This is a genomic window from Pseudomonas sp. Os17 (assembly GCF_001547895.1).
Lineage (GTDB): Bacteria > Pseudomonadota > Gammaproteobacteria > Pseudomonadales > Pseudomonadaceae > Aquipseudomonas.
Genome location: NZ_AP014627.1, coordinates 3,012,450 through 3,038,513, shown reverse-complemented (window position 1 = coordinate 3,038,513; position 26,064 = coordinate 3,012,450). Strand labels below are relative to the sequence as shown.

At 65.5% G+C, this 26,064-nt stretch carries 21 protein-coding genes; 13 read left to right on the top strand and 8 right to left on the bottom strand.

The genetic code is table 11. The features are described 5' to 3' along the window. Positions 1-103: 103 nt before the first annotated feature. Together POS17_RS13755 and POS17_RS13750 are read left to right on the top strand one after the other, a co-directional pair. Positions 104-340, top strand: coding sequence for a hypothetical protein (locus POS17_RS13755; RefSeq protein ID WP_060839066.1), 237 nt, complete (start codon positions 104-106; stop codon positions 338-340). A 116-nt stretch (positions 341-456) separates the two neighbouring features. Further along, positions 457-1,350, top strand: coding sequence for a LysR substrate-binding domain-containing protein (locus POS17_RS13750; protein WP_060839065.1), 894 nt, complete (start codon positions 457-459; stop codon positions 1,348-1,350). Here the strand turns inward: POS17_RS13750 and POS17_RS13745 are convergent. The 3 genes from POS17_RS13745 to dnaQ form a co-directional block, all read right to left on the bottom strand. After that, a complete protein-coding gene (locus POS17_RS13745; protein ID WP_060839064.1) occupies positions 1,347-1,934 on the bottom strand; it encodes a GNAT family N-acetyltransferase in 588 nt (195 codons plus the stop codon). The genes POS17_RS13750 and POS17_RS13745 overlap by 4 nt on opposite strands. Before the next feature lie 14 nt (positions 1,935-1,948). Beyond that, complete coding sequence (locus POS17_RS13740; RefSeq protein ID WP_060839063.1) at positions 1,949-4,204, bottom strand: Orn/Lys/Arg decarboxylase N-terminal domain-containing protein; 2,256 nt, start codon at positions 4,202-4,204, stop codon at positions 1,949-1,951. Positions 4,205-4,485: 281 nt separating this feature from the next. Then, positions 4,486-5,238: a DNA polymerase III subunit epsilon gene (gene dnaQ / locus POS17_RS13735; protein ID WP_060839062.1), complete on the bottom strand. Its 753-nt coding sequence runs from the start codon at positions 5,236-5,238 to the stop codon at positions 4,486-4,488. Between the two features lie 181 nt (positions 5,239-5,419). On the opposite strand from dnaQ, the gene POS17_RS13730 reads away from it, so the two are divergent. Next, positions 5,420-5,755 carry a DUF2388 domain-containing protein gene (locus POS17_RS13730; protein ID WP_060839061.1) on the top strand — a complete coding sequence of 112 codons (336 nt, stop codon included), beginning with the start codon at positions 5,420-5,422 and terminating at the stop codon, positions 5,753-5,755. A gap of 5 nt (positions 5,756-5,760) precedes the next feature. On the opposite strand, the gene rnhA is transcribed toward POS17_RS13730, so the two are convergent. Both rnhA and POS17_RS13720 read right to left on the bottom strand, forming a co-directional pair. Then, on the bottom strand, positions 5,761-6,210 hold the full coding sequence (gene rnhA, locus POS17_RS13725; RefSeq protein WP_016964267.1) for a ribonuclease HI: 450 nt from the start codon (positions 6,208-6,210) through the stop codon (positions 5,761-5,763). 108 nt (positions 6,211-6,318) lie between these two features. Further along, positions 6,319-7,077 (bottom strand): methyltransferase domain-containing protein, encoded by a 759-nt coding sequence (locus tag POS17_RS13720; protein WP_060839060.1) that lies wholly within the window; start codon positions 7,075-7,077, stop codon positions 6,319-6,321. A gap of 65 nt (positions 7,078-7,142) precedes the next feature. Between POS17_RS13720 and gloB the strand changes: the two genes are divergently transcribed. From gloB to POS17_RS13675, 9 genes are all read left to right on the top strand, one after another. Then, positions 7,143-7,910 carry a hydroxyacylglutathione hydrolase gene (gene gloB, locus POS17_RS13715; protein ID WP_060841936.1) on the top strand — a complete coding sequence of 256 codons (768 nt, stop codon included), beginning with the start codon at positions 7,143-7,145 and terminating at the stop codon, positions 7,908-7,910. Positions 7,911-8,009: 99 nt separating this feature from the next. Further along, complete coding sequence (locus POS17_RS13710; protein WP_060839059.1) at positions 8,010-9,440, top strand: transglycosylase SLT domain-containing protein; 1,431 nt, start codon at positions 8,010-8,012, stop codon at positions 9,438-9,440. A gap of 172 nt (positions 9,441-9,612) precedes the next feature. Continuing rightward, positions 9,613-11,442, top strand: coding sequence for an extracellular solute-binding protein (locus tag POS17_RS13705; protein ID WP_060839058.1), 1,830 nt, complete (start codon positions 9,613-9,615; stop codon positions 11,440-11,442). Next, a complete protein-coding gene (locus POS17_RS13700) occupies positions 11,439-13,289 on the top strand; it encodes an extracellular solute-binding protein (protein WP_060839057.1) in 1,851 nt (616 codons plus the stop codon). The genes POS17_RS13705 and POS17_RS13700 overlap by 4 nt, the downstream gene beginning before the upstream one ends. A 1-nt stretch (position 13,290) precedes the next feature. Continuing rightward, positions 13,291-14,364, top strand: a complete 1,074-nt coding sequence (locus POS17_RS13695; RefSeq protein WP_060839056.1) for a microcin C ABC transporter permease YejB — start codon at positions 13,291-13,293, stop codon at positions 14,362-14,364. Between the two features lies 1 nt (position 14,365). Further along, a complete protein-coding gene (locus POS17_RS13690) occupies positions 14,366-15,385 on the top strand; it encodes an ABC transporter permease (protein WP_060839055.1) in 1,020 nt (339 codons plus the stop codon). Position 15,386: 1 nt separating this feature from the next. Further along, complete coding sequence (locus POS17_RS13685; protein WP_060839054.1) at positions 15,387-16,997, top strand: ABC transporter ATP-binding protein; 1,611 nt, start codon at positions 15,387-15,389, stop codon at positions 16,995-16,997. Between the two features lie 22 nt (positions 16,998-17,019). After that, positions 17,020-17,814 carry an enoyl-ACP reductase FabI gene (fabI, locus tag POS17_RS13680; protein ID WP_060839053.1) on the top strand — a complete coding sequence of 265 codons (795 nt, stop codon included), beginning with the start codon at positions 17,020-17,022 and terminating at the stop codon, positions 17,812-17,814. Positions 17,815-17,927: 113 nt separating this feature from the next. After that, a complete protein-coding gene (locus POS17_RS13675; protein WP_231979033.1) occupies positions 17,928-18,860 on the top strand; it encodes a hypothetical protein in 933 nt (310 codons plus the stop codon). A gap of 62 nt (positions 18,861-18,922) precedes the next feature. Here POS17_RS13675 and POS17_RS13670 read toward each other — a convergent pair whose 3' ends face one another. Together POS17_RS13670 and POS17_RS13665 are read right to left on the bottom strand one after the other, a co-directional pair. Further along, positions 18,923-19,891, bottom strand: a complete 969-nt coding sequence (locus POS17_RS13670; RefSeq protein ID WP_060839052.1) for a GGDEF domain-containing protein — start codon at positions 19,889-19,891, stop codon at positions 18,923-18,925. Between the two features lie 92 nt (positions 19,892-19,983). Continuing rightward, positions 19,984-21,162, bottom strand: a complete 1,179-nt coding sequence (locus tag POS17_RS13665; RefSeq protein WP_173655895.1) for an NnrS family protein — start codon at positions 21,160-21,162, stop codon at positions 19,984-19,986. Between the two features lie 275 nt (positions 21,163-21,437). Between POS17_RS13665 and POS17_RS13660 the strand changes: the two genes are divergently transcribed. Beyond that, the gene (locus POS17_RS13660; protein WP_060839050.1) at positions 21,438-23,882 is read left to right on the top strand and encodes a hypothetical protein; all 2,445 of its coding nucleotides are present in this window, start codon (positions 21,438-21,440) and stop codon (positions 23,880-23,882) included. A gap of 9 nt (positions 23,883-23,891) precedes the next feature. Here the strand turns inward: POS17_RS13660 and POS17_RS13655 are convergent, their stop codons facing one another. Further along, complete coding sequence (locus tag POS17_RS13655) at positions 23,892-25,979, bottom strand: EAL domain-containing protein (RefSeq protein ID WP_060839049.1); 2,088 nt, start codon at positions 25,977-25,979, stop codon at positions 23,892-23,894. Positions 25,980-26,064 lie beyond the last annotated feature (85 nt).

The following is a 26,064-nucleotide window of genomic DNA, read 5'->3' as shown; positions in this document are numbered from 1 at the left end:
GGCGGCGGCCGTGGATTATTTTTTCCAGGCGGCAAAACTTACCCGGCACCCACCGGGTCTACAGCAGCGAAATTTGCGTGTTTTATCTCCAGAGGCTCTAAAGATGGCTGCAGTACTTGTCGGACAATTCCATGCAAGAGATGCCGAAGGACGGGTGTATTCAGTGCACGAGTTCCAGGAATCCATGCCCGCGCAGGACGGTACGACCGGCTCGGAACCCGTCACCACCTATCGCCTGGCGATTGGCGACCGAGTGCGCAAGCTCGACGACAATCAGTTCCTGCTGGTGCAATCGGATGTGACCATCGTCCGCGAGCCCGAGACCTACGTCACCGAATAGGCGCACCCGGCCCCGGCGGTCCGGTCCGGCCAAGGGTGGCGACTACAGATTCCGGACCTGCAGTTGGGGTAGGATTCGATGCTTGACCGCCCAACGGCTGGAGATGGACTTCAAGCATGCGTCTACGTCATATCGAAGTGATTCAGGCCCTCCTGCAAACCGCCCACCTGGGCACCGCCGCCGAGCTGCTGCAGCTCTCGGTGGCCGAGGTCGAGGCCTTGCTGCGCGATGCCGAAAGCCACTTGGGGTTCATGCTGTTCGCCAGCGTGCGCGGACGCTTGCAGGCCACCCGCGAAGCCCGGGAACTGCAACCGGCGATCACCCGGGTCTACGACGCCTTCGAGCCGCTGCAACGCCTGGCCGACAGTTTGCGCTTTCACCAGGCACCGCCGTTGCGCATCATCGGCACCCCGCCGCTGGTCCAGCAACTGCTGCCCCAGTGCATCGCCGCCCTGCGGCGGCGCTTTCCCGATACCCCTTGCAGTCTCCTCAGCCACGGCACCCGGGACATGGTCGAGCGCCTGCTGCTGCGCGATTGCGACCTGGGCCTGAGCCTGCATGACCCCGAACACCCGGACATCCACAGCCAGGCTCTGGCCCAGGGCAAGCTGTTCCTGCTGGCCCCCCACGGCTGGCTGCAACCCCGGCAGAAATACGCCGCCCTGCAGGATCTGGCCGGCCAGGCCATGCTCGGCCTGGAAGGCCAGGACCCGCTGAGCGTGATGCTCGCCAGTAAATTGCAGAATCTGCGGCCAAGCCCGGTGATCCAGACCCGGGTGCAGACCTATCAGATGATGCGCAGCCTGGTGGAAGCCGGTGAAGGGCTGGCCATTGTCGACCCCTTCACCGCCGTCGGCGCCCGCAGTGCCGGGCTCGATGCATGCCCGCTGTCGCCGCCGATCGGCGTCACCCTGTACGCCCTGCGCCGCCAGGGCAGCGAAGTCTCGCCCCTGCTCAATGCCCTGCTGGAACTGCTGACGCAACAGGCCGAGTCCCTGCTGGCGGGCTAAGGCTGGCGGACCTGGGGTTCATCGGCAAACAGGCAATACCAGAAGATCGCCACTTCGCGGGTCTGCGGATCGATGCCGCGATAACGCAGTTGATCCACCCCGCCCACCACATAGCCGCACTGCTCGTACAGGCGACAGGCCCCCAGGTTGTTGTTCTGGGTTTCCAGCATCACCCCCGGCAGTTGCTTCTTGCGACTCCAGAACTGCGCCACCTCCAGCAGTGCCCGGGCCACGCCGTGGCGTCGGGCCGGTGCATGCACCGCCAGTTCGTCGACATGCCCGTAGCCGTTCCAGTTGGTGCTGACCACCACATGCCCCACGGGCTGGTCATCGAGATAGGCCATGAAGATCTCGCTGTCCGCGGCATTGCGGTAGCTGCCGAACTCCTCCGGATCGATGCCATAGCACTTGCGATACGGCACCACCTTGCGCAGCGGCCAGTCCGCCACCGCCTGGCTTGGCGCAGGCTCGGCGTAGGCGCTGACCTCGAAGCTGAAGTCGCTGCCCCAGACATAGGCGGCGAACCCCTGGTCGGCCACACGGATCGCCAGCCCCGGGTGCACGGGGTTCACAACAGGCTGCATAGCGGGAAAACTCCTCATGCTTTGATGCAATCGACGGTGTAGTGGCGCCCGTCGCCCAGATCCTCATGCTGCAGACCGTGCACATCGGCGACAAAGCCCGGGAAGCTGCTGTCGAAGGCCCGGGCGAAAGCCAGGTAATCGATGATCGAGCGGGTCGACTCGGTGAAGCGCTCGCCGGGCATGATCAACGGAATGCCCGGCGGATACGGCACCAGCATCACCGCGGCGATACGGCCCTGCAACTGATCGATGGACACCGCCTCGACTTCGCCGCGCACCAGTTGGTCGTAGGCATCGGCAGGCTTCATCGCCACCTCCGGCAGCACGGTGTACATGCGTTTGAGGTGCTTGGCCGTGGCGTTGCTGCGGTAACAGGCATGCAACTGGTCGCACAGGTCCTGCAAACCCATGCCCTGATAGCGCTGCGGGTCCTGACTGGCGACGCTGGGCAGGCAACTGGCGAGGCTGACATTGGCGTCGTAGTTGCGCTTGAACTCCAGCAGCTCGGTCAGCAGCGTGCTCCACTTGCCCTTGGTGATGCCCATGGAGAACAGCACCAGGAACGAATAGAGCCCGGTCTTTTCCACCACCAGCCCGCGCTCCCAGAGAAACTTGCTGACCACCGCCGCCGGAATCCCGTGCTCGCTCAGGGCCCCGCCTGCGGTCAGCCCGGGCATTACCAGGGTCACCTTGATCGGGTCCAGCAGCACATAGTCGTCGGTGACGCCGGCAAAGCCGTGCCACTCGCCTTCGGGTTCCAGCAGCCAGTCGCCGGTGCGCACCTGATCGATGCCTTCGACGCGCTCCGGCTGCCAGATCGAGAACCACCAGTCATCGGCGGCGATGTGCTGCCGCAGGTTGGCCAGGGCCCGGCGGAAGCTCAGGGCCTCATCGAACATTTCCTGCAGCAGCGAGCGCCCCGCCGGCCCTTCCATCATCGCCGAGGCCACATCCAGCGAGGCGATGATGCTGTATTGCGGCGACGTGGAGATATGCATCATGAACGCTTCGTTGAAACGGTCCCGATCCAGTTGTCGGGCGCCGCCATCCTGGACATGGATCATCGACGCCTGGCTGAAGGCCGCCAGCAGCTTGTGGGTGGAATGGGTGGTGAACACCAGCGGGCTGTCGGCGCTGCGCGAGGTGCCCATGCCATAGCGCCCGGAAAAGAATTCGTGGAAAGCGGCGTAGGCATACCAGGCCTCGTCGAAATGCAGCACCTCGACACTGTTGCCCAGGCTTTGCTTGATCAGTTCGGCGTTGTAGCACAGGCCGTCATAGGTGGAGTTGGTGACCACCGCCAGCTTGACCTTGGGCGGCCGGCCACGGGTCAGCGGACTGGCGTCGATCTTGGCCTGGATCGACTCGGGGCTGAACTCGCTCAAGGGAATCGGCCCGATAATCCCCAGTTCATTGCGTTCGGGACACAGGTACAGGGGGATGGCCCCGGTCATGATGATCGAGTGCAACACCGATTTATGGCAGTTGCGATCCACCAGCACCAGGTCATCGCGCCCCACCATGGAATGCCAGACGATCTTGTTGGCGGTGGACGTGCCATTGATCACGAAGAAGGTATGGTCGGCACCAAAATTGCGCGCCGCCCGCGCCTCGGCTTCCGCCAGGGGCCCGGTGTGATCCAGCAGCGAGCCCAGTTCCGGCACCGATACCGACAGGTCGGAACGCAAGGTGTTCTCGCCGAAAAACTGGTGGAACGCCTGCCCCACCGGGCTCTTGCGATAAGCCACGCCACCGCCGTGCCCCGGGGTATGCCAGGAATAGTTGGAGTCGGCAGTGTGCTGCACCAGGGCCTTGAAGAACGGCGGCAGCAGGCCGTCGAGATAATTGCGCGCGGCCCGGGCCACCTGCCGGGCCAGAAAGGGCACCGTGTCCTCGAACAGGTAGAGAATGCCTCGCAGCTGGTTGAGCTCGCTCATGGCATCGGCCGGAGCGTTCTCCAGGGTCATCTGCTCCCCCAGGGCGAAGATCGGCAACAGGGGCGCGCGCACCCGGGCCAGGCGGATCAGCTCCACCATGTTTTGCAGCAGATGGGTGTTTTCCCCGGCGCCCTCGGCGGCGATCAACATGCAGGCCAGGCCGTGGTGGGTAGCGGCCACCAGGCGCCCTTCGGCGTAGTTGACCGCCGAGAAGATGCTGAAGCCGTCCTTCTCCAGCTCCCGGGCGATGCCCCGCACCCGGTCCCCGGCCACCGTATCGGCCTTGATATCGCGGTGCACGATCAGGATCGGAAACTGCAGGTCTTTGTACATGGGGCAGGCTGTCCTGAGGCGGCGGGTAGGTCCCGCCAATGGACTCAGGGTAGAAGCTCCTGGCGTCGCCTGTCACCCCGAGCACAGACTGGATGTAACAAAAGGTCGCACAGGCACAATTGCCGGCCCACGCCCCACACACCTGTAGCCGCTGCTGAGCCATGGCGAAGCTGCGTGAAGGCCCACAGGGCCTTGCTTGGCGATCTCCCGGCAAACCTCTGTCGCCTTCGGAGCCGTTCGCAGCCTGCGGCAGCGGCTACAGGGCCACGGATGACAACGGCTTAGTGTTGGTTTTCGAGCAACTGGGTCCACAGGGCCGGGCCGCCGGCAGACTTGGCGATGATTTCCAGACGCGTCTGGTGCTCGGCCAATTCGGCTTCGCTGGCCTGGATGATCCGCCCCCGTGGACGATCGGCCGGCAGACGGCGGATTTCCGTGGCGCGGTTGCCCGAGCCTTCGCCGGAACCGTTGCCGTCCGAAGCGTTGCCCGCCAGGGACAGGCTGGTCTGGCCACCGGTCATGGTCAGGTAGACGTCGGCCAGGATCTCCGAGTCGAGCAAGGCGCCGTGCAGTTCACGACCGGAGTTGTCGACGCCATAGCGCTTGCACAGGGCATCGAGGCTGTTGCGCTGGCCCGGGTGACGCTCACGGGCCATCAACAGGGTGTCGAGGATGCTGCAGTGCTGGGTGATGTCCGCGCGGTCGTGGCGCCCCATCAGGGCGAATTCGTTGTTGATGAAGCCAACGTCGAACGCCGCGTTGTGGATGATCAGCTGAGCACCCTGGATAAAGTCGAAGAACTCATCGGCGACTTCGGCAAAGCGCGGCTTGCCCACCAGGAACTCGTTGGTGATGCCGTGGACGCCGATGGCGCCCTCATCGCTCTCGCGATCCGGTTGCAGGTAAACGTGGAAGTGCCGCCCGGTCAGGCGCCGACCGATCAACTCGACGCAGCCGATTTCAATGATCCGGTGGCCGTCGGTCACCGGCATACCGGTGGTTTCGGTATCGAGTACAACAGATCTGTTGGCCATCAGTGGTCCGTTCTCAATCTGGCAAAGGGCGGGATTTTAGCATGCCCGGCCCAGGGACAGCGCGCCGCAGGGAACAGGCCGCTGCCGCGCACTTTTTAACAGTTATTCGCAAAGCTGATGAGGTTCGCCCAAGGCCCGGCTGCTAGGGTGCCGCCGATCTTTTCCAGGGAAACTCGCGGTCATGAAGACTCTCCGGCGCCGTCTGCAAAACCTGCTGTTCATCGCCCTGCTCATTGCAATGTTCAGCAGTTCCAGCCTTGCCACCAGCCTGGTGATCAGCACCGACCTGAGCATGAGCGGACTGCTGAGCAGCAGCCAAGGCACGGCCAAGATCAGCAGTTCGTTCAGGGATGACAAGCTTGTCCTGGAAGCCCGCAGCGACGCCGCGGCCTTCGTCGCCAGCGACGGCGCGATTCGCGGGGCGCGACTGGAATCGGCGTTGCGGCACATTCGCCGGACACTGCACAACCCGCCCTACAGCGACGAACAACTGGCGGCGGCGATTCTCACCCTGTAACGCCCTCAGCCCTTGTAGCCGCGAACCTCATCCACGCCGCGGTTGGCCAACTGGTCGGCCCGCTCGTTGCCGTGGTGACCGGTGTGGCCGCGGACCCATTTCCAGGTGACCTTGTGCCGGTTGACCTGCTCGTCCAGCTGCTGCCACAGGTCGGCGTTCTTCACCGGCTCCTTGGCCGCGGTCTTCCAGCCGCGCTTCTTCCAGTTGGCCATCCACTCGTTGATGCCCTTCATCACGTACTGCGAGTCGGTGACCAGCAGCACGTCGCACTCGCGCTTGAGTTCTTCCAGGCCGCGAATCGCCGCCATCAGCTCCATGCGGTTGTTGGTGGTGTTGGCCTCGCCTCCCCAGAGCTCCTTCTCGACGCCCTTGAACACCAGCAACGCACCCCAGCCACCCGGGCCGGGATTGCCCTTGCAGGCACCGTCGGTAAAGATTTCTACGCTATCGCTCATCCACGCCTTCCATCAGAAAATTGCCAGTGGCCTGCCGATTGCGGTCGACAGCGCCCAAGGCCGAGGTCACTCGGCCGGTCTATATAAAAAGAAGGTTGCTGCAGGTCATCAGGGTTCGCTGTTACGGCGATTGACCTTGGCCATGGGCAGCGGCACCAGCTTGCCCATGGGTTCGCGTCGCACCTGGCGCACCGGGCGCAGGCCGACGGCGATCTTGCGCGCCACCAGCAGGTAAAAGCCGCCGCCGGCCAGTTGCCACTGCCCGGCCTTGCGCTCCCAGCCGGCCAGTCGCGCCTGCCATGCCTGTGAGGCAAGCGGCGGACGATAGCACCCGAAGCGGCGTTTCTCCAGCGCGAAGCCCAGCAGGTTGAGCCAGTCGCCAACCCGCGAAGGCGAGATGCAACGGGCCTGGCGCAAGGCGTCGTGGGCGAACACATGGCGCAGGCCCCAGGTGCTCCAGGGGTTGATGCCGACAATCAGCAGATGACCACCGGGGCGCACGCTACTGGCGGCCTCGCGCAGCAGGCCGTGGGGCGACAGGCAGAAATCCAGGCCATGCTGCAGCACCACCACATCGGCGGCATGCTCGCTCAGGGGCCAGGCCTGTTCCTCGCAGACGATCTCCACCCCCGGCAGCGGTGCCCCCAGGCGCACGTTGCGCTGCACCTGAGGCGCCACCGGCGGGTTTTGCGCCGAAGGCCCGTAATGCACCAGGTAACCGCCGAAGAAACGCCCCAGTTCCTCTTCGAGCATGCGCCGCTCTTCGTCCAGCAAAAATTGCCCCAGGGGACCGGACAGCCAGTCCCGGGCCGCACTGATCAGGGCCAGCCAGTCGGGATCTGCCTGAGCGAAGGCTTTATCGGTCATTGCATTCTCCAACACGCCAAGAAGCTCTAAGATGCGCCATTGTTTTCCGCTTGGCGAATCCGAAGATGATACAGATCAGTGCCCTGCCCGCCTTCACCGACAACTACATCTGGTTGTTACAAGATCATCGCAGCCAGCGCTGCGCGGTCGTCGATCCGGGCGATGCGGCGCCGGTCCTGGCCTGGCTGGAGCAGCACCCGGGCTGGGTCCTGAGCGACATCCTGGTGACCCATCACCACCACGACCACGTCGGTGGTGTCGAGCGTCTGAAGCAGCACAGCGGCGCCACCGTGTATGGCCCGGCGCAGGAAAAAATCCCCGGTCGCGATGTGGCCCTGGACGACGCCCAGCGCATCAGCGTCCTCGGCTGGGAATTCCAGGTGCTGGCCGTCCCCGGCCATACCCTGGGGCATATCGCCTATTACCACCACGGCCTGCTGTTCTGCGGCGACACCCTGTTCGCCGCCGGATGCGGGCGCCTTTTCGAAGGCACCCCGGAACAGATGCACCAGTCCCTCGGCCGTCTCGCCGCGCTGCCGGAGGACACCCTGATCTACTGCACCCACGAATACACCCTGAGCAACCTGCGCTTCGCCCAGGCGGTGGAGCCGGCCAACCCGGAGATCGCCCAGCGCCTGGAGAAGGTCACGCAATTGCGCGAGCACGGGCGCATGACCCTGCCTTCGACCCTGGCCCTGGAGAAACTGACCAACCCGTTCCTGCGGACTGGCGAAACATCCGTTAAACAAAAAGTGGACGAACGGACCGGCTCGGATAACCCGTCGCAGAGTGCGGTCTTTGCGGCCCTGAGGGCTTGGAAAGATAAATTCTAAGCAAGCTATCTATTGGTACAAAAATTCTGAATGGTTGACCGCACCCCGGGTGCTTTCTAGAATCGCCCGACATTTTTGCCCGGAACTTACTTCCAGCCAATGTCGTCATCTATTCGTTATTCCATCAGTTCAGACGCATTGACGCGCTTGGCCCAGGCCATCGCGGTAGCTGTGTCAGCGACTCTTGCGGGCTGCCAAAGCACCGGCCATGCCCCGCAGAGCGACGCGACACACACCCAGAATTTCAACGCCCGCATCAAGCAAAAACCCATCTGGCTGAGCAACAAGCCAAGCCCGCAAGTGCCCCAGGATGTCTGGGAACGCATGCGCCAGGGGTTCCAATTGCAAGAAGGCCTGGGCGTCAACCCGCGTATTGAACAGCAGCGCCTGTGGTTCGCCAGCAACCCTTCCTTCCTGGAAAACGCCGGCGAACGCGGCAGTCTCTATATCCACTACATCGTCGAACGTCTCGAAGAGCGCAACATGCCGCTGGAGCTGGCCCTGTTGCCGGTGATCGAAAGCGCCTACAACCCGCTGGCCTATTCCCGGGCCGATGCCGTGGGCCTGTGGCAATTCGTCCCGGCCACCGGACGCTACTTCAACCTGCGCCAGACCCGCTTCTACGATGGCCGGCGCGACATCACCGCCTCCACCACCGCCGCCCTGGACTACCTGACCCGCCTGCACGACATGTTCAACGGTGACTGGTTGCTGGCCCTGGCCGCCTACAACGCCGGCGAAGGCACCGTGAGCCGGGCCATCGAGCGCAATGACAAGCTCGGCCTGCCCACCGACTACTGGAACCTGCCACTGCCGGCCGAGACTCAAGCCTACGTGCCCAAGCTGTTGGCCCTGTCCCAGGTGGTGCTGGCCCCACAGGCCTACGGCGTGAACCTCAACCCGATCGCCAACGAGCCGTACTTCCAGGTGGTGGAAATCAACCAGCGCATGGACCTGTCCAAGGTCGCGGCGGTGGCCAACATCGACGAAGACGAGCTGTTCCAGCTCAACCCGGCGTTCAAGCAGCGCACCACCGTCGATGGTCCCCAGCACCTGCTGGTGCCCACGTCCAAGGCCCAGCTGCTGACCACCAGCCTGTCCACCATGAAACCCGAAGAGCTGATCAGCAAGCGCTCCCTCAAGCCGGTCTTCGACCGCGACGATGGCCGCGACTCGCTGCGGCCCAAGCGCATCTACCGGGTCAAGAACGGCGACAACCTGACGCTGATCGCCAAGGCCAACAAGGTGGATGTGCAGGACCTGCAACGCTGGAACAAGCTCAGCGGCAAGGACCTCAAGGTCGGCCAGACCCTGGTGATGCAGGACACCCGCAAGAGCGCCGGCAAGAAAACCACCGTGGCCAGCAGCGGCAAGCAGAAGTCGACCCGCTACAAGGTCAAGCAAGGCGACTCGCTGTACATCGTGGCCAAGCGCTTCAATGTCGAGATGCAGCACCTCAAGCGCTGGAACCCTCGGGCGGCCCAGGCCCTCAAGCCCGGCCAGATGCTCACGGTCTACCTGCCGCACTGAAATCCGCCCCTGTAGAAGCCGGCTCGCCAGCCAACAACCTTCGCCGGCAAGCCGGCTTCTACAGGAGGTTTCAATTGCACGAAGCTCGCGCCAGCGAGCTTTTTCCTGCTGATACAAGCTGTTACTGTACGGAGCATTAAGCCCAAGCCGCCTGGAACGGATCTCTGACTCGATGCGTCCCCTCCTTCTGCTCTTCTTCAGTCTGGCCTTGAGCTTTCCCGCAAGCGCGACGATCACCGAAAGTCATGGTTATGCGCAGTTTGGCACGCTCAAGTACCCGGCCAAGTTCACCCACTTCGACTGGGTCAATCCCGCTGCGCCCAAAGGCGGCACCTTGCGGGTCATGGCCTTTGGCACCTTCGACACCCTCAACCCCTACACCTTCAAGGGCACCAGCCCGGTCGCCACGCCGAACTTCCTGCAATACGGGGTCAACGAACTCAACGAACCCCTGATGGTAGGCACCGGCCTCTACGCGCCCTCCGGCGACGAGCCCACCTCCAGCTACGGCCTGATCGCCCGCTCCGTGGAATACAGCGAGGACCGCAGCTGGGTGGTGTTCAACCTGCGGCCCGAGGCACGCTTTCACGACGGCCAGCCGATCACCGCCTATGACGTGGCGTTTTCCTACCGCCTGCTGCTCAAGGAAGGCCACCCGCAATACCGCACCAACCTGCAGGAAGTGCAACGGGTGGACATCCTCGGCCCGCAGCGCATCCGCTTCGTGTTCAAGCGCGCCGGCAACCCGCTGCTGATCCTGCGCCTAGGGGAGTTGCCGGTCCTGCCTCAGCACTACTGGAAAGACCGCGACTTCAAGGCCACCACCTTCACCCCGCCCCTGGGCAGCGGCCCCTATCGCATCACCCAGGTCCAGCCCGGACGCCAACTGGTGTTCGAACGGGTCCAGGACTACTGGGGCAAGGACTTGCCGGTCAACCGCGGCTTCAACAACTTCGACCGGGTCGAGGTGGAGTTCTACCGCGACAGCGACGTGGCCTTCGAAGCCTTCAAGGCCGGCGAGTTCGACATCTACATCGAGCACCAGGCCAAGAACTGGGCCAACGGCTACAACTTCCCCGCGGTCAATCGCGGCGAGGTGATCAAGGCCCAGGTGGCGCACCAGATCCCCACCCAGACCCAGGGCCTGTTCATGAACACCCGGCGCAGCCTCTTCGCCGACGTGCGAGTGCGTGAAGCCCTGGGCCTGATGTTCGACTTCGAATGGACCAACCGCACCCTGTTCAGCGGTGCCTACCAGCGCGCCCTGAGCTACTACCCCAACAGCGAATTCTCCGCCACGGGCCTGCCGGTGGGACACGAATGGCTGCTGCTGTCGCCTTACCGCGACCAATTGCCGGCCAGCCTGTTCACCCAGGCCTTCGGCCTGCCCCGCACCGAGGGCCGCGGCATTCCCCGGGAAACCCTGCGCCGCGCCCTGGGGCTTTTGGCCGACGCCGGCTGGAAGCTCAACGGCCAGCGCCTGCAGAACAGCACCGGGCAGCCGCTGCGTTTCGAGCTGATGCTGGTCAATCCCAACCTGGAACGGATTCTCCAGCCCTATGTGGAGAACCTGGCGAGCATCGGCATCGAGGCGCGCCTGCGCACCGTGGACCGGGCGCAATACAAGCAGCGCCTGGACCAGTTCGACTACGACATGATCCTCATGACCCTCAACCAGACCCTGAGCCCGGGCCTGGAGCAATGGCAGTACTTCCACTCCAGCCAGGTTTCGGTCAAGGGCAGCAAGAACTATGCAGGCATCAACAACCCGATCGTCGATCACCTGCTGGAGCAACTGCTGGCCGCCCAGAGCCGCGACGACCAACTGGCCGCCGGCCGCGCCCTGGACCGGGTGCTGCTGTGGCAGCACTACATGATTCCCAACTGGTACCTCAACTATCACCGACTGGCCTACCGAAACCGGTTCGCCTTCGTCACCACGCCGCCCTACAACCTGGGCCTGAACGCCTGGTGGCTGAAGTCCCTGGAGACTCCCCAATGATGCCTCTGCGAGCCCTGCTCCTGCGCACCGGCGGCCTGTTGTTCGGCGTCATCGCCTGCTGTGCCCAGGCTGCGCCGCAACATGCCCTGACCCTGTACAACGAAGCGCCGAAATACCCGGCGAACTTCCAGCACTTCGACTTCGTCGATCCCCAGGCCCCCAAGGGCGGCACCTTCCGCATGGCCGGCTTCGGCAGCTTCGACAGCCTCAACCCCTTCATCAGCAAGGGCGTGCCCGAGCAGAACATCGGCCTGATCTACGACACCCTGATGACCCAGAGCCTGGACGAACCCTTCACCGAATATGGACTGGTGGCGGGCAAGATCGAGAAAGCCCCGGACAACAGCTGGGTGCGTTTCTACCTGCGCCCGGAAGCGCGTTTCAATGACGGCCAGCCGATTCGTGCCGAGGACGTGGTGTTCAGCTTCCAGACCCTGATGAGCGCCGGCTCGCCGCTGTACCGCGGCTACTACGCCGACGTCGACCAGGTGATCGCCGAAGACCCGCTGCGGGTGCTGTTCAAGTTCAAGCACAACAACAACCGCGAGTTGCCGCTGATCCTCGGCCAGCTGACGGTCCTGCCCAAGCACTGGTGGGAAAGCCGCGACTTTGCCAAGAGCAACCTGGAAGTGCCCCTGGGCAGCGGCCCCTACCGGGTCACCGCGGTCAAGGCCGGACGCTCGATTCGCTACGAGCGGGTCAAGGACTACTGGGGCCGCGACCTGCCGGTGAACCGCGGCTTCTACAATTTCGACGTGATCACCAGCGACTACTACCGCGACAACACCGTGGCCCTGGAAGCGCTCAAGGCCGGCCAGTTCGACTACTGGCTGGAAATCAGCGCGAAGAACTGGGCCAACGCCTACAACATCCCGGCCGTGGCCCAGGGCCGCTTGATCAAGGAACAGATCGCCAACGGCAACCCCACCGGCATGCAGGGCTTTGTCTTCAACACCCGCCGGCCGATGTTCCAGGATGTGCGGGTGCGCCATGCCCTGAGCCTGCTGCTGGACTTCGAGTGGAGCAACAAGCAGCTGTTCAACGGGGCCTACACCCGCACCCGCAGCTACTTCGAGAACTCGGAGATGGCCGCCACCGGCCTGCCGGGCCCGGAGGAGCTGGCGATCCTCGAACCGCTGCGGGGCAAAATCCCGCCACAGGTGTTCGACCAGGCCTTCTCGCCTTCGGTGTGCGACGGCAGCGGCATGATCCGCGCCCAGCAGCGCCAGGCCTACCAACTGCTGCAGGAAGCCGGCTGGCGCATCGTCGACGACAAGATGGTCGACGCCCAGGGCAAGCCGGTGGTGATCGAGTTCCTCCTGGCCCAGACCGAGTTCGAGCGGGTGCTGCTGCCGTTCAAGCGCAACCTGGCCGACCTGGGCATCGACCTGGTGATTCGCCGGGTCGACGTGTCCCAGTACATCACCCGGGTGCGTTCGCGGGACTTCGACATGATCGTCGGCAGCTTTCCCCAGTCCAACTCCCCGGGCAACGAGCAGCGCGAGTTCTGGATGTCCTCCAGCGCCGACAAGCCCGGCAGCCGCAACTACATCGGCCTCAAGGACCCGGCCATCGACAGCCTGGTGGAAAGCCTGATCAACGCCGATTCGCGCAGCAGCCTGGTGGCCCACGCCAAGGCCCTGGACCGGGTCCTGCAATGGGGCTACTACGTGATCCCCAACTGGCACATCAAGACCTGGCGCGTGGCCTACTGGGACCACATCGGCCACCCGCAAGTCGCGCCCAAGTACGACATCGGCATCAACACCTGGTGGATCAAGCCCGATGCCAAGCCCGCCGTAGAACCGGCCCCGGACCAGGCGGCCCCGGCCGACAGGGAGCAATGACATGCTGGCCTATATCTTTCGCCGACTGCTGCTGATCATCCCCACCCTGCTGGGCATCCTGCTGATCAACTTCGTGATCATCCAGGCCGCCCCCGGCGGCCCGGTGGAGCAGATGATCGCCAAGCTCGAAGGCTTCGACGGCGCCACCAGCCGCATCGCCGGCGGCGGCGCCGAAGTCTCGGTGGCCGGTTCCAGCTACCGCGGCGCCCAGGGCCTGGACCCGGCGCTGATCAAGGAAATCGAGCACATGTACGGCTTCGACAAGTCGGCGCCGGAACGCCTGTGGATCATGATCAAGAACTACGCCACCCTGGATTTCGGCAACAGCTTCTTCCGTGACGCCAAGGTGGTGGACCTGATCAAGGAGAAGATGCCGGTGTCCATCTCCCTCGGGCTGTGGAGCACCCTGATCATGTACCTGGTGTCGATCCCCCTGGGGATCGCCAAGGCCACCCGCCACGGCAGCCACTTCGATGTCTGGACCAGCTCGGCGATCATCGTCGGCTACGCGATCCCGGCCTTCCTGTTCGCCATCCTGCTGATCGTGGTGTTCGCCGGCGGCAGCTATTTCAACTGGTTCCCGTTGCGCGGCCTGACCTCCAACGACTTCGACCAGCTGAGCTGGGGGCGCAAGATCCTCGACTACTTCTGGCACCTGGCGCTGCCGGTCACCGCCCTGGTGATCGGCCACTTCGCCACCATGACCCTGCTGACCAAGAACAGCTTCCTCGACGAGATCAACAAGCAGTACGTGGTCACCGCCAAGGCCAAGGGCCTGACCCAGCGCCGGGTGCTCTACGGCCACGTGTTCCGCAACGCCATGCTGCTGGTGATCGCCGGCTTCCCCTCGGCCTTCATCGGCATCTTCTTCACCGGCTCCCTGCTGGTGGAAGTGATCTTCTCCCTCGACGGCCTGGGCCTGATGAGCTTCGAGGCGGCGATCAACCGCGACTACCCGGTGGTGTTCGGCACCCTGTTCATCTTCACCCTGCTGGGGCTGGTGGTGAAACTGATCGGCGACCTGACCTACACCCTGGTCGACCCACGCATCGACTTCGACAGCCGGGAGCATTGAGATGAACCTGTCCCCCCTCAATCGCCGGCGCTTCGAACGCTTCAAGGCCAACAAGCGCGGCTGGTGGTCGCTGTGGCTGTTCCTGGTGCTGTTCATCCTCAGCCTGGGCGCCGAGCTGATCGCCAACGACAAGCCGCTGGTGGTGCACTACGAAGGCGGCTGGTACTTCCCGGCCCTCAAGCGCTACCCGGAAACCACCTTCGGCGGCGAATTCCCCCTGGAAGCCAACTACAAGAGCCCGTACATCCGCGAGCTTTTGGCACAGAAGGACGCCTGGGTGCTCTGGGCACCGATCCCCTACAGCTACCAGAGCATCAACTACGACCTGCGGGTGCCGGCCCCGGCGCCGCCCTCGGCGGACAACCTGCTGGGCACCGACGACCAGGGCCGCGATGTGCTGGCCCGGGTCATCTACGGCTTTCGCATCTCGGTGCTGTTCGCCCTGACCCTGACCGTCCTGAGTTCCATCATCGGGGTCATCGCCGGCGCCCTGCAGGGCTTCTACGGCGGCTGGGTGGACCTGGCCGGGCAGCGCTTCCTGGAAATCTGGTCCGGGCTGCCGGTGCTCTACCTGCTGATCATCCTCGCCAGTTTCGTGCAACCGAACTTCTGGTGGCTGCTGGGGATCATGCTGCTGTTTTCCTGGATGAGCCTGGTGGACGTGGTGCGCGCCGAGTTCCTGCGCGGGCGCAACCTGGAATACGTGCGCGCGGCCCGGGCCCTGGGCATGCAGAACGGCGCCATCATGTTCCGCCACATCCTGCCCAACGCCATGGTCTCCACCATGACCTTCATGCCCTTCATCCTCACCGGGGCCATCGGCACCCTCACCGCCCTGGACTTCCTCGGCTTCGGCCTGCCGCCGGGGGCGCCGTCCCTGGGCGAGCTGGTGGCCCAGGGCAAGTCCAACCTGCAGGCGCCGTGGCTGGGCATCAGTGCCTTTGCCGTGCTGGCGATCATGCTCAGCCTGCTGGTGTTTATCGGCGAATCCGCCCGCGATGCCTTCGACCCGAGGAAATGACATGACCCAGGACACTCTGATCGAAGTCCGCGACCTGGCGGTGGAATTCGTCGCCGGCGCCCAGTGCCAGCGCGTGGTGGAAGGCATCAGCTTCGACATCAAGCGCGGCGAAACCCTGGCCCTGGTAGGGGAAAGCGGCTCCGGCAAATCGGTGACCGCCCACTCGATCCTGCGCCTGTTGCCCTACCCCCTGGCCCAGCACCCGTCCGGCAGCATCCAGTACGCCGGGCACGACCTGCTGACCCTGAAGGAAAAGACCATTCGCCACATTCGCGGCAACCGCATCGCCATGATCTTCCAGGAGCCCATGACGTCGCTGAACCCGCTGCACAGCATCGAGAAGCAGATCAACGAGGTGCTGGGCATCCACAAGGGCCTGACCGGCAAGGTCGCCAGCAGGCGCACCCTGGAACTGCTGGAACTGGTGGGCATTCCCGAGCCGCACAAGCGCCTCAAGGCCCTGCCCCACGAACTGTCCGGCGGCCAGCGGCAACGGGTGATGATCGCCATGGCCCTGGCCAACGAGCCGGAGCTGCTGATCGCCGACGAGCCGACCACCGCCCTGGACGTCACCGTGCAGTTGAAGATCCTCGAACTGCTCAAGGAACTGCAGGCGCGCCTGGGCATGGCCTTGCTGCTGATCAGCCACGATCTGAACCTGGTGCGGCGCATTGCCCACCGGGTCTGTGTCATGCAGAAAGGCCGCATCGTCGAGCAGGCGTCCTGCGAGGAGCTGTTCCGCGCGCCGCAGCACCCCTACACCCGGGAACTGCTGGCCGCGGAGCCCAGCGGCTTGCCGGCGAGCAATGAAGTCGGCCCGCCGTTGCTGCAAGTGGACAACCTCAAGGTCTGGTTCCCGATCAAGAAGGGCCTGCTGCGCCGCACCGTGGATCACGTCAAGGCGGTGGACGGCATCCACTTCAGCCTGCCCCAGGGCCAGACCCTGGGCATCGTCGGCGAGAGCGGCTCGGGCAAGTCGACCCTGGGCCTGGCGATCCTGCGCCTGATCGCCAGCCAGGGCGGCATTCGTTTCGAGGGCCAGCAGCTCGACGCCCTGAGCCAGCAACAGGTACGGCCGCTACGGCGGGAAATGCAGGTGGTGTTCCAGGACCCCTTCGGCAGCCTCAGCCCGCGCATGAGCGTGAGCCAGATCGTGGGCGAAGGCTTGCGCATCCACAGGATCGGCAACGAACAGGAGCAGGAACAGGCGATCATCGAAGCGCTCAAGGAAGTGGGCCTGGACCCGGACACCCGACACCGCTACCCCCACGAATTCTCCGGCGGGCAACGCCAGCGCATCGCCATCGCCCGGGCCCTGGTGCTCAAGCCGCGGCTGATCCTGCTGGACGAGCCGACCTCGGCCCTGGACCGCACCGTGCAGCGCCAGGTAGTGGAGCTGCTGCGCAACCTGCAACGCAAGTACAACCTGACCTACCTGTTCATCAGCCACGACCTGGCAGTGGTCAAGGCCCTGAGCCACCAGTTGATGGTGATCAAGCACGGCCAGGTGGTGGAACAAGGGGACGCCCAGGCAATCTTCGGCGCCCCGCAACACCCTTACACACAGCAACTGCTGGAAGCCGCCTTCCTGGCTCCGGCACACACCCAATAACCTGCAACAGGAGTAGCCACTTATGGGTTTTCTCGCTGGGAAGCGTGTCCTGATCGTCGGTGTCGCCAGCAAGCTGTCGATCGCCTCCGGCATTGCCGCCGCCATGCACCGTGAAGGCGCCGAGCTGGCCTTCACCTATCAGAACGAAAAACTCAAGGGCCGGGTCGAGGAATTCGCCGCCGGCTGGGGTTCCAGCGCCGAGCTGTGCTTCCCCTGCGATGTGGCCAGCGACGAGCAGATCGCCCAGGTGTTCAGCGAGCTGGGCAAGCACTGGGACGGCCTGGACTGCATCGTCCACTCCGTGGGCTTCGCCCCCGGCGACCAGCTCGAAGGCGACTTCACCGACGCCACCACCCGCGAAGGTTTTCGCATCGCCCACGACATCAGCGCCTACAGCTTCGTGGCCCTGGCCAAGGCCGGCCGCGACATGATGAAGGGCCGCAACGGCAGCCTGTTGACCCTGTCCTACCTGGGCGCCGAGCGCACCATGCCCAACTACAACGTGATGGGCATGGCCAAGGCCTCGCTGGAAGCCGGCGTGCGCTACCTGGCCGGTTCCCTGGGCCCGGAAGGCACCCGGGTCAACGCGGTCTCCGCCGGGCCGATCCGCACCCTGGCCGCCTCGGGCATCAAGAACTTCCGCAAGATGCTGGCGGCCAACGAAGCCCAGACCCCGCTGCGGCGCAACGTCACCATCGAGGAAGTCGGCAACGCCGGGGCCTTCCTCTGCTCGGACCTGGCCTCGGGCATCAGCGGCGAGATCATGTACGTCGACGGCGGCTTCAACACCACCGCCATGGGCAACCTCGACGAATGACTCCCGGCTGTGGCGAGGGCCCTCAGGCCCTCGTCGCAGCGCCGCGACATTGGCTGATCACCGATCCAGGCTCACCGGCCGCAGTGCAGATACCTGCCCCTCACGGATGCCCGATGCAAAGAACCCCATGGAAAACCCGGCCGGCTGCTCGCCCGCCGAAACCGTCCGGCATCAAGCTGCCGTGCCTGCTGCTGGTGATCTTTCTCGCCGGCTGCGACAAGCCTCAAGACACCCAGCCCAATCGCCTGACCGACACAGTCGCCAGCCTGCACATCCCGTTGGCCGCAACGGTTGACGAGGTCATTGCAAACAGCCCGGTACGCTTTGGCGCCGACTGCCTGGAGGCGGTGGACATGTGCTGGTATGAAGCCGATCGCCAAGGCGCGCTCCTTGACCTGAGCCTTTCCCAGCCCGAGGGCACGCTTGAGCTGGATCAGGTGTCCGGGCTGAGCATGGCCGTGGATGGCCGGGTTTCGAACAACATCCAGGCATTGAACATCGACCTGCGCGGCCTGCCGGACAACAGCACGCACAAGCAGAACAAGGACCTGATCTATCGCCTCATCGGGAACTTGAAGAGCGCCGGCTGGCAAACCTACTACTTCCCTTCAGACCCGCGGATACCCGGCACGCAATGGCACAAGCTCGACGGGCAGGAGAGCCTCCTGGGCATGACCCCGCTCAGCCATCCCCTGTTCGATGCCAAGCGTGAAATGAGCCTGGAAGAATGGCTCGGCGTCGGCACCTTCTATGACTGGTATCTCTACCAGGGCAACTTCATCGCCCATGTCCGGGCCCTGCGCTACGACTCGAAAAGCGCGCCCCTGGAAACCGCTGTCTACCTGATCAGCGTCAACCTGATGTCCCTGGACAGGTTCTGGGCGAGCCATTTTGCCGAGCACCAGCGAGCACACTGGAAAGCCCTGCTCCCGGCTCAATTACAAGCCCTGCTGCAGCGGCGCTCGCAAGCGGAAACCCGCGCCAGGGCCGCCGGGGTGACCCTCGAGGAAGGCTATGCGCCACCGGCCATCGAGCGCGCCCCGTAGCGGCCGGCCAGCGCCTTGGGTTGCAGCCCCGCTCCACGCTGCCGGCCTTGCCGGCAGCAGATTCAGTGGCTGCGCTTGCCGGCCTGCTTGTGCAGGTACATGGCCTGGTCGGCATCGGCCAGCAGCGCTTCGATACCGGCGTGGCGCTCGGGGTCGTATGCGATCTGGCCGACGCTGAAGCGGATGTCGTAGCCGCGTTTCAGGGAAGCGTTGCGCTCATCGAGGATCTCCCGCAGGCGCGCCATGATCGCCGACGTCTCGACGTCATCGGTCCCGGTCAGCAGGGCCACGAACTCATCGCCGCCCAGACGGCCGATCACATCACTCTCGCGAAAGGCAATACGCAGCACATCGGCAAAGGTCTTCAAGGCCCCGTCCCCTTCGGCATGACCGTAGCTGTCGTTGATCCGCTTGAACTCGTTGAGATCGAAAAACAGCAGGGTCGCCGACTTGTCCAGACGCGTGCACGCCGCCAGGGCATGCCGGGCCAGGGCTTCGAAGCCGCGCCGATTGGACAGCAGGGTCATCTCGTCCATGCTGGCCATCTGCACGGCCGCCAGTTCCTGCTCGGCCATGCGGGCCAGGTCTCGCAGCAGGGCACGCTCTTCGTCGTCCAGGTCCCGGGGCCGGGTATCGATCAGGCACAGGGTGCCCAGCTTGCTGCCATTGGGCACGCTCAGGGGACAACCGGCGTAGAAACGGATCCGCGGTTCGCCAGTGACCAGTGGGTTGTCCTGGAAACGTTCGTCGCACTCGGCGTCGCGGACCATGAAGATCTGGTCATCCAGGATCGCGTGGCCGCAAAACGAAATGTCCCGGGAGGTCTGGCTGGCCTCCAGCCCCGCGGCGGACTTGAACCACTGGCGATCGCTGTCCACCAGGCTGATCAGGGCAATGGGCACATTGAACAGGCGCTTGGCCAGTCGGGTCACCCGGTCGAAACGCTCCTCCGGCAAGGTGTCGAGCACATTCAGTTCGCGCAGGGTCTGGACTCGCCGGGCCTCATCACTGGGTTTGCTGGGATACAACATCGCGGACTCCATTCGCGGCTAAGACCGCAAGCGTAGTCCAGTTTCACCGCCAGCCCCTGGCGAGGCGGCTGGCGGTCCTCGATCGCGGCCTGTCACAGCCGCGCGGTCAACAGGATCCGCGCGTAGCCGCCGACGAACAGGGCAAAGGCCAAGGCGCCCAACAGCGCCGAAATCCCCAGGCCCAGGGCGCTGAATGGCACCAGCAGCACCCGGCACAGGGCCGCCAGGAACAGCAAGGCAAAGGCCCCGACCATGGCCCGGGTCACCTGCAGCGGCCGGCCGCTATGGCCCAGGCTGACCCGGGCGATCATGCCCAGCACCAGCCCGCCGAGGCCGCCTAGCGCCAGGGCGTGGGTCACCAGACTCTGCGACGACAGACCGCCCAGGTGCCACAGCGCCATGCCCAGGGTGGCCAGCGCCAGCCACAGGTAGCCCAGGTACAGCGACCACAGCAGCGGCAGCCGCCACAGCCCCGGCTGGTGCCAGCGCCACAGGCGCCACAGATGCAGGGCCGCCAGCACTGCGAACAACGCTGCCAGCCAGGGCCGTGGCGCGTCACCGCCGCCCAGGGCCATGGAGATTGCCGCCAGCAGGCTGCCCAGCAGCAACACGCGAGTGGGCCAGGGCGAAGCCGGTGGCGCCGGCGGCCGATTGAGCCCGCGCTGGATGAAGAACGGAATGACCCGGCCGCCGATCACCGTCATCAGGGCCGCCACCAGCCACAGCGCCCCCAGCTCGCCGTGGCGCTGCCAGAGTTCCTGCGCCGCCAGCAGGCCCAGCAGGGTCTGCCCCTGAAACAGCGTCAACAGGCCCAGGATCAGCACCATGGGGTAGTTGTCGCGCTTGCCCGCACGCCACAGCTCATGCCCCACCACCGCGGCCAGCGCCGGCATGAAGGCCAGTTGCAGCACCAGGAACAACGGCAGCGGCAGCGCCAGCCACCAGGCCAGCCGCGCCAGCAGCCAGAGCAGCCACAACAGGATCAACGGCGTGCGACTCAGTGCCGGGCGCCCGGTCCAGTTGGCCACCGCCGTCAGCAGAAATCCGGCGATGATCGCCACGGCGAAGCCGAACAGCATCTCGTGCCGATGCCACGCCAGCATGCCGCCCAGCGGCTGGCGGCCGCTCCAGCCGCCGTGCAGCCACAGGCCCCAGCCCAGCAGGGCGAGGCAGGCAAACGCCGCTCCGGCGAGGAAAAACGGCCGGAAGCCCAGGCTCCACAGCGGCTGCGCGGCCCATTGCCGCCAACGTTCAGGCAGCGACACAGGCATCCCTCCCCTGGCTCGGGACAGGCAACGGCGAATTGCAGCGACGAATCATGCTCGGAACTCCTTGGCCAATCAGCGATGCATCAGCCCCATCAGGTTTCATGCCAAGACCGCCGCCCGGCAAAACCGCGGCCGCCAGCCGCACCGAGTCTTTATGACCCGAAAAAATCAGGTCATAACGACCACACAACAGGTCAATCCGACTCGATTATGCGAGCTGCGTTTTTCCGCCCAAGGGCGTAGATTGGCAGCCCTTGCCATCCCCCTACGCCACAAGGATGTCCCCGGTGCCCTCCCGTCCCAGCGCCCCGTCCGAAAAAAGCCTGTCGCGCCTGTTGCTGGAACTGCTCTGGCAGTTGAGCGCCCTGCTGATCCCGATCTTCCTGGTCACCGTGCTGCCGCCGCCCCTGGCCCTGGCCGTGGTGCTGGGCTGCGCCGCCGGCATGGTCCTGGCGGCTCGCCTGGGCTGGCCCCGCACCGGCCGCGCCATGGCCCGGCTGATGATCAGCGCGGTGTTCGGCCTGGGCTTCAGCCTGGGGCGGGCATTGCCGGCGTACTGGGACATCGCCGCGGCCTTCGCCAGCATCCTGGTTGGCATGGGCACCATCAGCCACCTGGAGCGCCGCCTGGGCCTGGTCCAGGCCTCCGCGGCCAGCACCAGCGCCTGGGGCGGCAGCGAACCGCAGAGCACCCCGGAAGGCCTGCCGATCCGGGTGTTCAACCAGGGCGAGATCGCCATGGGCGGCCCCACCTATTGCGACTACCTGTTTCCGGACGGCGTGTTGCTGCAAGGACTGGGGTCGTCGGCGCGCTTCTCCAGCGATGGACGCTACTTCGCGGCGCCCTTGCCATCGCGGCAACGCTGGGGCCTGGCGATCCTCGATCGCTCGCTGCGCCGGCTGTACCGCTGCGACTACAGCGAGTTCTGGGAGCTGGACGCCTTCAGCGAAGAGCGCCTGAGCGGGCGGTACAGTCCCCTGGTGGACAACGGCTCGCGCCACGCCAGCCTGGCCACGCTGCTGGAGGGCGCCGAAGCGATCGACCTGCTGGCGGTGGCCGATCTGTGGCTGGAGCCCGGTGCCTGGGTCGACAGCCTGGCCCGGCAGTGCTTCGAGGAACAGTCCCCGGACGGACGTCACCGGCTCCAGGCGCGGATGCTCCTGCCCCGTTGCTTGCGAGACTTGCCCCAACCCCTGGAACCCCTGCGGGCACCGCCTTACCAACTGAGCCTGGACGGCCAGCCCACTGGCCTGCTGATCGGCGCCGACAGCCCCCGCTGCTGGAGCCGCGACAGCCGCTCCCTGGCCTGCAGCGCCCGCGAGGAACAACAACCCGATCTGGCCGCGACCTGGCTGTGGCAGGCAGACCACGGCTGGCGCCCGCTGCCGGCGCCCTGGGTTGCCAGTCCGGCGGAACCCTCCTTTTACCCCGGCCCCCTGCTGGAGCTGGACAGCCACTACCTGCGCCACGCGGCCTACCTGGACTGCGCCGAAGCCGACCGGGGCCGCTACGGCTATCGCCTGCACAGCATCCACAGCGACACCGAGACCGGCGTCGGCCACGACCCCGAAGGTTGCCTGCAGGTCGCACCGCTGCCCCTAGTGCGGACCCGAGTGCGCCAGCCCCTGGACAGCGGCGGCCAGCGCGGTGACAGCCAGATCGAGTCGGAGCCGCTGCTGGACGGCCAGCGGGCGCTGTTCAGCTGGCTGGCCGACGATGAACACGGCCTGGGCGCCTACGCCTGCCGGATCGGCGACTGGCAACTGCCCGGGCACTGGCGGCTGGACCATCGGGTTTCCGACTGCCGGCGCTACCTGGCCCTGCTGCCTGTTGCCCGGCTTCCCCTGGTCAGCGACCGGGCGGTGGTGGCCGACCTGCAACAGCGACGCCTGCTGCACAGCCCGCCGCTGCTGGCGGCGCGCCTGCTGGACCTGCGCCATGGCCAGTTGAGCCTGGCGGTGATCGTCGGCCGCCTCGATCAGGACCTGCCAAGCAGCCCCCTGCAACGCTTCAATCAGCCCGCGCCGGCACCCGACGACGCTGCCGCGTTCTGCGCCGAGCAAGACGGCTCCCAGCTGTGCTACCAACGCCAGCGCTTGCAGATCACCGAGCAGCAGCTGCTGCCGCTGGCCGACTGGCGCCTGGTGGACCGGCCCCAGGCCGCGGTGGCTGAAGGCGACTTCATCCAGCCGGCCCCCGACGGCCGGGATGCCGCGTGGCTGTTCGGCAGCGAAACCGAATACGCCGACAGCTGGCTGCGGGAAGGCAGCCCGCGCCTGGGCGGCCACTTGCTCACCGCCAGCGGCTGCGCCCTGACGGACCTGGCACCGTCGCTGATCTGGTCCGCCGATGGCCGTTACCTGGCCCTGACCCGGCTGCGCCTCGACGTCGAGGACGGCCACCGCGCCTGGCAGCTGTTGCTGCTGGACGTGCACCAGCGCAGCCTGCGCATCGCACCGCAATGGCTGCGCCACCGGCCGCTGTTGCGGCACTTCGACCACCAGGACCTGGAGTTGCGCCTGTTCGAACGGGATTGGCAGGCCGCGGACGACGCCGATCCGGGCCGCAGCCTGCGCCTGCCCCTGGCCGAGCTGCTCGCCCTGCCCGCCCAGGCCCTGGAGCCCCATCAGGGCCTGTGGCTGCTCGCCGCCGACGCGCACCTGGCCGGCGCCTGGCAGGCCCTGGCGCGCCCGGAACATCCGGCGTTTGGTCCCGCAGCCTGAAGCGCCGCCTCAGTCCTCGCGGGCGGCCAGGGCACTGTGCGCCCGCTGGCTGACAAAACCGGGGATCTGCTCCCCGGGCAGGGACTTGCTGTAGTACCAGCCCTGGATGATCAGCTCCGAGCTCGATTGCAGAAAGTCCAGTTGCTCCCGGGTTTCCACCCCTTCCACCACCACCTTGAGCTTGAGCGTCTCGCAAAAGCGCAACAGACCGTTGAGCACTTGGGCGCCCCTGGGCTCGCGCTGGGCCAGGACGAAGCTGCGGTCGATCTTGATCCCGTCCACCGGAAACTGGTGCAGGTAGCTCAAGGCGGAAAAACCGGTGCCGAAGTCATCGATGTAGACCCGCGCCCCCAGGGCGTGCAGCTTGCCGATCCATTGCTGGGTCAGCAGGGCATCGCCCACCAGCGCGTCCTCGGTGATCTCCACTGACACCTGCCCCTGGGCCCAGGCGAGAATCTCCAGCAGGCGCCGACCATGCTCCGCCGAGGCCAGGGTGGCACTGGAGATATTGATGGTGATGGGCAGTTGGAAACCGCTCTTGCTCCAGGCCAGGTGCTGGCGCACCGCCTGGGAGGCGACCCAGAAATCCACCTCGGGCATCAGCCCGGCCTGCCCCAGCCATTGCAACAGCTCCCAGGGCGACTGCACCTTGCCCTCGCCGTCCCGGGCGCGGATCAGCGCCTCGCAGCCGGTGCACAGGCCACTGCCCTTGGCCACCTGGGGCTGGTACTCCAGGTGAAAGTCGTAGCCGCTCAGTTGCTGGATCCGCGCCAGTTGCAGGGACTGCTGCGCGGCCTGCCGGTAGGCCGCCACCATCGGGTCCAGCTCGAACAGCCTGCCGCGCTCCTCCAGGCCGCGGAAGGTGGTGTCGAAGGTTTTCAGGTAGACCTGCCCGGCGCCTTCGCCCTGGCGCTGGATGCTGCGCACATAAGGCAGGTAGATCAGGGTACCGATCCCCAGCAACAGCAGTTGCAGAAGCACCGCGCCCCAGTCGCCCTGGGTGCTCAGGTAGGCATTGAGCAGCACCGGCGAGGTAAAGGGCAGGCTGACCAGCGCCGGGCTGACCCAGCCCAGTTGCACCACCAGCAGGGCCAGGCAGGCGTTGACCATGGGCACCAGCATGAAGGGCACCAGCAGGCGCGGGTTGAGGATGATCGGCAGGCCGAACAGCAGCAGTTCGTTGACGTTGAACAGCGACAGCGCCAGGCTCGCCATGGCCAGCAGGCGCATGGAACGGTTGCGGGAAAAGCCGAGGATCGCCAGCACCAGGGCCAGGGATCCGCCGGAACCACCGATAAAGGCGAAACAGCCCAGCAGCCCGCTGTTGAGGGCAAAGCGCAGGGGCTGCCCGGCAGCGTGATCGGCGGCATTGAGGGCCACCGCCTGATCCATCACCTCCATCAATGGCTGCATGGCGTAGGTGCCGTGAATGCCGAAGAACCACAGCAGGGAGTTGGTCGAGGTCAGGAGAATCGCGTTGAGGTAGGGGTGATCCAGGCTGTCGATGTCGAGCGGGCGCTGGATGTAGGCAAAGTCGTGGACCTGCAACAGCAGTTGCAGCACGGCCACCAGCGCCAGGCAGGTCAGCCCTCCCGGCAGCACCATGTTGATGGTGCCCTTGAGGTTGTGCCCCACCAGGCCTTCGTCCACCAGCCGGGTCCAGCGTCGGCGGTGCAGCCAGGCCATGACCGGGACATTGACCAGGGGCGAGGCGATGGCGATGAACAGCACGAAGGTCGCCGACGCCAGCGGATAGTCCCGCAGCAGGTAGATGGCGATCACCACATGGGCCAGGCAGAGAAAGGCCACCGGCAGCTGGGGCAAGCGGTGCTGGATCGCCAGCATGTAACCGATGGACGCCGCCACCAGCAGGGGAATGATCGAACTGATGCGGTTGTGCAGCCCGGTCAGCAGGTCCACCAGGGAGCCGGGGGCGCCCAGGGCCTGGGCGCATTGCGCGAGGATCAGGAACAGTGCCGACACCAGCAGGCAAGGCAATAGCCAGAGCAGGCCTTCGCGAATCGAGCGCAACGACTCGGCGCCCGCCAGCAACGCCAGGCGGTGGGTGAAAAACAGCTTGAACCCCAGTTGCCGCATCGGCCTCTCCCCTCTGCCAGCACACGTCCGTCCCCCGCAGACGGCCCCCGCCACGGCCGCCCGGCGTCTGGCGGCGCCGTGAGGC

What these genes read in the sequence shown, in the direction of transcription:
- POS17_RS13755 (WP_060839066.1), top strand. Translation starts at nt 104, where the DNA reads ATGGCTGCAGTACTTGTCGGACAATTCCATGCAAGAGATGCCGAAGGA.
- POS17_RS13750 (WP_060839065.1), top strand. Translation starts at nt 457, where the DNA reads ATGCGTCTACGTCATATCGAAGTGATTCAGGCCCTCCTGCAAACCGCC.
- POS17_RS13745 (WP_060839064.1), bottom strand. Translation starts at nt 1,934, where the DNA reads ATGCAGCCTGTTGTGAACCCCGTGCACCCGGGGCTGGCGATCCGTGTG.
- POS17_RS13740 (WP_060839063.1), bottom strand. Translation starts at nt 4,204, where the DNA reads ATGTACAAAGACCTGCAGTTTCCGATCCTGATCGTGCACCGCGATATC.
- dnaQ (WP_060839062.1), bottom strand. Translation starts at nt 5,238, where the DNA reads ATGGCCAACAGATCTGTTGTACTCGATACCGAAACCACCGGTATGCCG.
- POS17_RS13730 (WP_060839061.1), top strand. Translation starts at nt 5,420, where the DNA reads ATGAAGACTCTCCGGCGCCGTCTGCAAAACCTGCTGTTCATCGCCCTG.
- rnhA (WP_016964267.1), bottom strand. Translation starts at nt 6,210, where the DNA reads ATGAGCGATAGCGTAGAAATCTTTACCGACGGTGCCTGCAAGGGCAAT.
- POS17_RS13720 (WP_060839060.1), bottom strand. Translation starts at nt 7,077, where the DNA reads ATGACCGATAAAGCCTTCGCTCAGGCAGATCCCGACTGGCTGGCCCTG.
- gloB (WP_060841936.1), top strand. Translation starts at nt 7,143, where the DNA reads ATGATACAGATCAGTGCCCTGCCCGCCTTCACCGACAACTACATCTGG.
- POS17_RS13710 (WP_060839059.1), top strand. Translation starts at nt 8,010, where the DNA reads ATGTCGTCATCTATTCGTTATTCCATCAGTTCAGACGCATTGACGCGC.
- POS17_RS13705 (WP_060839058.1), top strand. Translation starts at nt 9,613, where the DNA reads ATGCGTCCCCTCCTTCTGCTCTTCTTCAGTCTGGCCTTGAGCTTTCCC.
- POS17_RS13700 (WP_060839057.1), top strand. Translation starts at nt 11,439, where the DNA reads ATGATGCCTCTGCGAGCCCTGCTCCTGCGCACCGGCGGCCTGTTGTTC.
- POS17_RS13695 (WP_060839056.1), top strand. Translation starts at nt 13,291, where the DNA reads ATGCTGGCCTATATCTTTCGCCGACTGCTGCTGATCATCCCCACCCTG.
- POS17_RS13690 (WP_060839055.1), top strand. Translation starts at nt 14,366, where the DNA reads ATGAACCTGTCCCCCCTCAATCGCCGGCGCTTCGAACGCTTCAAGGCC.
- POS17_RS13685 (WP_060839054.1), top strand. Translation starts at nt 15,387, where the DNA reads ATGACCCAGGACACTCTGATCGAAGTCCGCGACCTGGCGGTGGAATTC.
- fabI (WP_060839053.1), top strand. Translation starts at nt 17,020, where the DNA reads ATGGGTTTTCTCGCTGGGAAGCGTGTCCTGATCGTCGGTGTCGCCAGC.
- POS17_RS13675 (WP_231979033.1), top strand. Translation starts at nt 17,928, where the DNA reads ATGCAAAGAACCCCATGGAAAACCCGGCCGGCTGCTCGCCCGCCGAAA.
- POS17_RS13670 (WP_060839052.1), bottom strand. Translation starts at nt 19,891, where the DNA reads ATGTTGTATCCCAGCAAACCCAGTGATGAGGCCCGGCGAGTCCAGACC.
- POS17_RS13665 (WP_173655895.1), bottom strand. Translation starts at nt 21,162, where the DNA reads ATGCCTGTGTCGCTGCCTGAACGTTGGCGGCAATGGGCCGCGCAGCCG.
- POS17_RS13660 (WP_060839050.1), top strand. Translation starts at nt 21,438, where the DNA reads ATGTCCCCGGTGCCCTCCCGTCCCAGCGCCCCGTCCGAAAAAAGCCTG.
- POS17_RS13655 (WP_060839049.1), bottom strand. Translation starts at nt 25,979, where the DNA reads ATGCGGCAACTGGGGTTCAAGCTGTTTTTCACCCACCGCCTGGCGTTG.